This is a genomic window from Candidatus Sodalis sp. SoCistrobi (assembly GCF_900143145.1).
Lineage (GTDB): Bacteria > Pseudomonadota > Gammaproteobacteria > Enterobacterales > Enterobacteriaceae > SoCistrobi.
On sequence record NZ_FRDB01000206.1, the window covers coordinates 1 to 5,105 of the forward strand.

The window sequence follows — 5,105 nt, forward strand, 5'->3', positions numbered from 1 at the left end:
TGCTCATGCTGAGTTTCCAGCACTAGATTAACTGCCCGTTCACGGACTTCCGGAGAGTAACGTTTGGTCGTTGTCATAGAGACCTCCACTTTTAAAGTATAGACTCTAATTTATCCGGGGTGATTCATCTTCCAGCGCCCGCAGATTGTGCTGCAAATTGGGATACTCGCCATAACAGATAAAACCGCCGCTCGCCAAAGGGGGATAGGGCGCCTCAAAGTCCAGTTTGTCATAAGGGTTGACCTTCTTTTCCACATCCAAATGGAAACTGTTGGTGTAATACCCTTTATCGGTCACCCCGTCGATGATACCGAACTGGGCGGCGTCCAGCCGGCAGAAGCGGTCGCACAGGTTTTCGCTCGGGGTGCTGTACAGACTGAAACCGTAACCGGTTTCCTTCTTCCAGCTGTCGGTCGCCGCCTGCAACCGCGCAACGATCGCCAACGCCTTTTCCCGCAGCTCAGCGCTGTCGTAAACGTGGGTTCGATTGCCAAACAGCGCATTAATGGTTTCATGAATGCCGATATAGCCCAGCGAAATGGTGGCGCGGCCGTGTTTGAAAATTTCGGCGATGTTATCATCCGCCTTCAGCCGCACACCGCAGGCCCCTTCCATGTAGAGGATCGGCGCAACACGCGCTTTCACCCCGTCCAGGCGGGCGATGCGGGTCATTAACGCTTTTTTAGCCAGCAGCAGCCGTTCGTCCAGCAATTGCCAGAAACGCGCCTCGTCCCGGTTGGCTTCCAGCGCGATGCGCGGCAGATTGAGGCTGATGACGCCGAGATTGTTGCGGCCGTCGTGGACCAACTGCCCCTGTTCCTCATAGGGCCCCAAGAAACTGCGGCAGCCCATGGGCGTTTTAAACGAGCCGGTGACCTTCACAACCTGTTCATAGTTGAGAATATCGGGATACATCCGCTTACTGGCGCACTCCAGCGCTAGCTGTTTAATATCGTAGTTGGGATCGCTGAATTTATGATTAACGCCGTCGCGAATAGCGAATACCAGCTTAGGGAACACCGCGGTTTTGCGGTTTTTACCCAGTCCGGCGATACGGTTGCGCAAGATTGATTGTTGAATAAGCCGTGATTCCGCGCTGGTGCCCAAACCGAAGCCAAAGGTGACAAAAGGCGTCTGGCCGTTGGCGGTGTGCAGCGTATTAACCTCATACTCCAGCGACTGGAAGGCATCGTAACACTCTTTCTCGGTGCGGGAGCGCGCGTAGCCTTCCGCGTCCGCAATATGCCATTCGCTGGCGATAGTACGGTGCTTGTCATAACTGGCGGCGACATAAGGCGCCAGTATTTCGTCTATCCGGTTGATGGTGGTGCCGCCATAGATATGACTGGCGACCTGAGCGATAATTTGCGCGGTGACCGCGGTGGCGGTAGAAATAGAACGCGGCGGCTCTATTTCGGCATTGCCCATTTTAAATCCCTGAGTAAGCATGCCCTGCAAATCGATCAGCATGCAGTTGAACATAGGGAAAAATGGCGAGTAATCCAGGTCGTGATAATGAATGTCGCCGCTCTCGTGGGCCAGTACCACATCACGCGGCAGGATATGTTGGCGCGCGTAGTGTTTGGCGACAATCCCCGCCAGCAAATCACGCTGGGTAGGAATGACTTTGCTGTCTTTATTGGCGTTTTCGTTTAGAAGCGCCATATTGCTTTGTTCCACCAGCCCGCGGATTTCCTGGTTCAATCTGCCGCGCTGCTCGCGGGCCACATCGCGATCATGACGGTATTCGATGTACAGCCGCGCCAGGGTTTTGTAGGGACCCGCCATCAGCTGATTTTCCACGGCGTCCTGAATATCGCGGATATCCACATGGGATCGGGACGCCATTTGCTGCGCCACCAGCGCGGCGACGGTGGCGCAATAATCTGCGTCGTTTACGCCCGCCGCTTGCGCAGCGTGCAAAACCGCCTGACAAATACGTTGTTCATCGAAATTGACCTGACATCCGTCCCGTTTGATCACTACCGGTTGCACGATGTGACTCCTTGTATGCCGAGAAAGGTTTAAGCGCCGCGCCTGCGGGCAGCGCCTGAAAATGACACGTGTTTCTATTTGCCGAAGACCGGCTAAGCCCTGGGCGCATTTACGGCGCACACACGCGGGCCCCGCCAGTGATTATCCGTTGCAGCGACGGCGGGCCGATTGCCGGTGATATGTCACTCATCGCCCGGCAGGCACTATATGTAGTCTACATGCTGTGATTCTGGCACAAGATGTAGATAAAGGTCGCAACGATCGCACTAAAAATTGACCTTGCGCAATAAAGTTTATGTTCAGATGAATTGCTGGTCAGCACGATTTTTACCCGCCTGCGCGGTAACGCTTGAAATAGCAGGAAAAAGGAGATTAAGGCGGATTTTGCCCCTTATCCGGGCAAAAAATTCGGACTTGACGGCGGTGATTAATTGACGCCCCCCTACGCTGCACAGCACAGCACAGCACAGCACAGCACAGCACAGCACAGCACAGCACAGCACAGCACAGCACAGCACAGCACAGCACAGCACAGCACAGCACAGCACAGCGTCATCTTACGTAATGCGGCAGAACACGGGACAATACGGGTATCAGGACTTAACACTGAACAATGAAATGATATGCAACGCATCCTGATAGCGTATAACGCCGTACGACGCGGCCCAGCGCGACGCAGCATGACCTTAAGCCCTCGCGCTGCGCACGGCCAACCAATGAGTTGCTTTACCGGCCAGCGATTACGACTGTGCGGCGGTCTGCTTAGGATGAAGGTACGTCGGTGGCGGCTGTCGGGTAAAAGCGTGGTATTGCTCGATTTTACCCAGCTTGTCCGCCACCTGTTCAAGGGAGATGCGTTTTAACAGCTCGGCGGTGATGGGCCGTTTCTCGTCGTTGAAGACCATTGCGCCAAGAAGTTCCATATAGGAGGTTGAGCGCACCAGGGCCATAATGAAGTCCGCCTCCGCTTCTTCTCGGCAAGGCAGGAAATAGAGGGTGTCGTCCAATACCACGGGCTTGCCCTTCATCGGTTCCACTTTCATAAAATTGAGTGATTTATAGAAACCGGAGATGGCGACTTTCCATGGCGCGAAAGTATAGGCACCGACGCCAAAAATCGAGAAGCGGGGCTTGCCCCGATAAATAACGCTGCCCCGGGCATCGAGTTTGTCCGCGTGGGCCAGAAGGTAGCGCCACGTTTTCGGCACGGTGTCGGCGAGTAGGGCGGTGTCCTCCCCAATCTGTTTTTGGGTGACAATCATGAAGCGATCCGCTCTTGTCCTGCCTTTCGCCACATCCGAGCTTTTGAGTAGCGGGAACAAGAGGTCAGGCTCAAAGTGTACCTGCTCCCCAAGCCCATTGGTCAGCCGGCCGTCAGCCGTTTCTGCCAGTTCCATGACTTTTGAGCAATCGTGCTTTACCCCCGAGCGCCAGACGTAATGCGCGTTGGTGGCAATCAGATCGCGGTGACGGGCGTAGGACTGTACATCAGACACCAGGAAACCGTCGTGGAAACCAATGGTGGATTCAGGCTCCGCAGCCTGCAGGCTGGCGAAGACATCGCAGTCTTGCGAGGAGGCCCCCATGGCTACCGGCAAAATAAAAAGGCAGGCCTCGACGGCCGCGCCAAAATGCTGCATGGCGTCGATCTTGTAGATGGCGGCCCGACCGACCGGATCAGCCCGCCGCCACGCCTGGCGAAGCAGCTTACGCGCCACCGAGGTCTTAACGAGCATGGCGATCCAGCCGGCATGTCCGCGAAGCCATTCAAGCTGATTAAGCAGCATCCATTCGGAAATGTCGAAATTCGCCTTACCGGTAAGCGCTTCCAGCCCCTTATGACCCTGGAAATTGCTTTTGGTGGGCAAGTTGGTGCTCTTGAGCAGACCCAGTTCGGCGTTGGTAACCCAAGGTGGGTTGCCCAGCACCAACCAAGGGCCCGGATCGCCGGCCAGCACCGCGTCCCAGTCGACGCTGAAGAAATCGCCTTGCTCCACCCGGGCGGCATTTCCCAGGCGCAGCCGGGCATCCATTACGTAGGCGGCGTTAATCTCCACGCCCAGCACCTGCCGCGCTGCGGTGAAATGCTCGGCGGCGGCCTGCAGGAAAGCGCCCTGACCGCAGGTGGGCTCCACAATCGCCCCCGGCGAGATGCCGCGGCGAGTTAAAACGGCACAGACGTCGCGCGCCAGGTCAAGCGGGGTTTGAAAATCGCCAAATTGCCAGACGTTTCGCTCCTTTCTCCCGGCCATCGTCAGCGCACCCGTTCCAGGCCGGCCACGGCGCCCGCCTGTGAGATAACCCGGCTGTACTGCAGCCGCCATTGCAGCGCGTTTGAAATGGTGAGATAACCTTGCAGAGGGGGCTCGTGCAGTACCGCTTCCGCGATGTTGCGCGCCTCTATTTCGTCAACGGGCAGGTTCTTATCCTGAATGAAAGCAACGATATCGTCCGCATTGCCGTCATTGTCTATGATCTGACGCAGGCCGCGCGTCATCTGAAAGTCCGCAGTACGTTTCTTATCGACGAAAATGGTGTGCATCATGTTCAGCCGGCCGGTGCGCGCGGCCGGATCATCCGTTTTCTCATAAACAAACACAATGAGATGGTAGCCGAGCCCGTAAATCTTCTGCCGCGCTGACCTATAGGGACAGGAGGACTGCGGTTGGCGGATACTCGTGACCTTAATGTCAACATTCAGGCTTGGAAGATCGATGCCGTTGGCCGAATTACCCGCCCCGAAGCGATAGCGTTCCATAAGATGGGAGGTAAATTTGTGCTCAAGGTAAGTGCCGACCGCCTTACCATCGGTCACCCCATATAGCGCCGGTTCATCGTACATGAATAACCCCGAGTTTATTAGAGAGTAATTTTGGCAATACTACGCCGCTTCCTCTGATGCTAATTGCAAAGCGTAATAGTTCATTTCGGCTTCAGTAGGAGGGATGTAACCCAGCCGCCCGAGCAGCCTTCTGTTGTTGTACCAGTCCACCCAGTCCAGCGTGGCCAACTCCACTTCCGTCCGGTTTTTCCAGCTCCCGCGGTGGATAACCTCCGTTTTGTACAACCCGTTGATACTCTCTGCCATCGCATTATCGTAGGAGTCGCCG

Annotated in this window: 3 protein-coding genes and 1 pseudogene; all 4 read right to left on the bottom strand. The window is 55.8% G+C overall.

Annotation, left to right across the window (positions count from 1 at the left end; all coding sequences use genetic code 11):
- Nucleotides 1-126 precede the first annotated feature (126 nt).
- Nucleotides 127-1,995: pseudogene (nrdD, locus tag CINSTRO3249_RS12595) on the bottom strand (anaerobic ribonucleoside-triphosphate reductase); the annotation flags it as partial.
- Between the two features lie 740 nt (nucleotides 1,996-2,735).
- Complete coding sequence (locus CINSTRO3249_RS12605) at nucleotides 2,736-4,247, bottom strand: DNA methyltransferase family protein (protein WP_074013533.1); 1,512 nt, start codon at nucleotides 4,245-4,247, stop codon at nucleotides 2,736-2,738.
- A gap of 2 nt (nucleotides 4,248-4,249) precedes the next feature.
- Nucleotides 4,250-4,837 (bottom strand): type II restriction-modification system restriction endonuclease, encoded by a 588-nt coding sequence (locus CINSTRO3249_RS12610; RefSeq protein ID WP_217265398.1) that lies wholly within the window; start codon nucleotides 4,835-4,837, stop codon nucleotides 4,250-4,252.
- Between the two features lie 39 nt (nucleotides 4,838-4,876).
- Nucleotides 4,877-5,105 (bottom strand): integrase core domain-containing protein (locus CINSTRO3249_RS12615; RefSeq protein ID WP_143146879.1); only part of this gene is annotated, 229 nt, incomplete at its 5' end.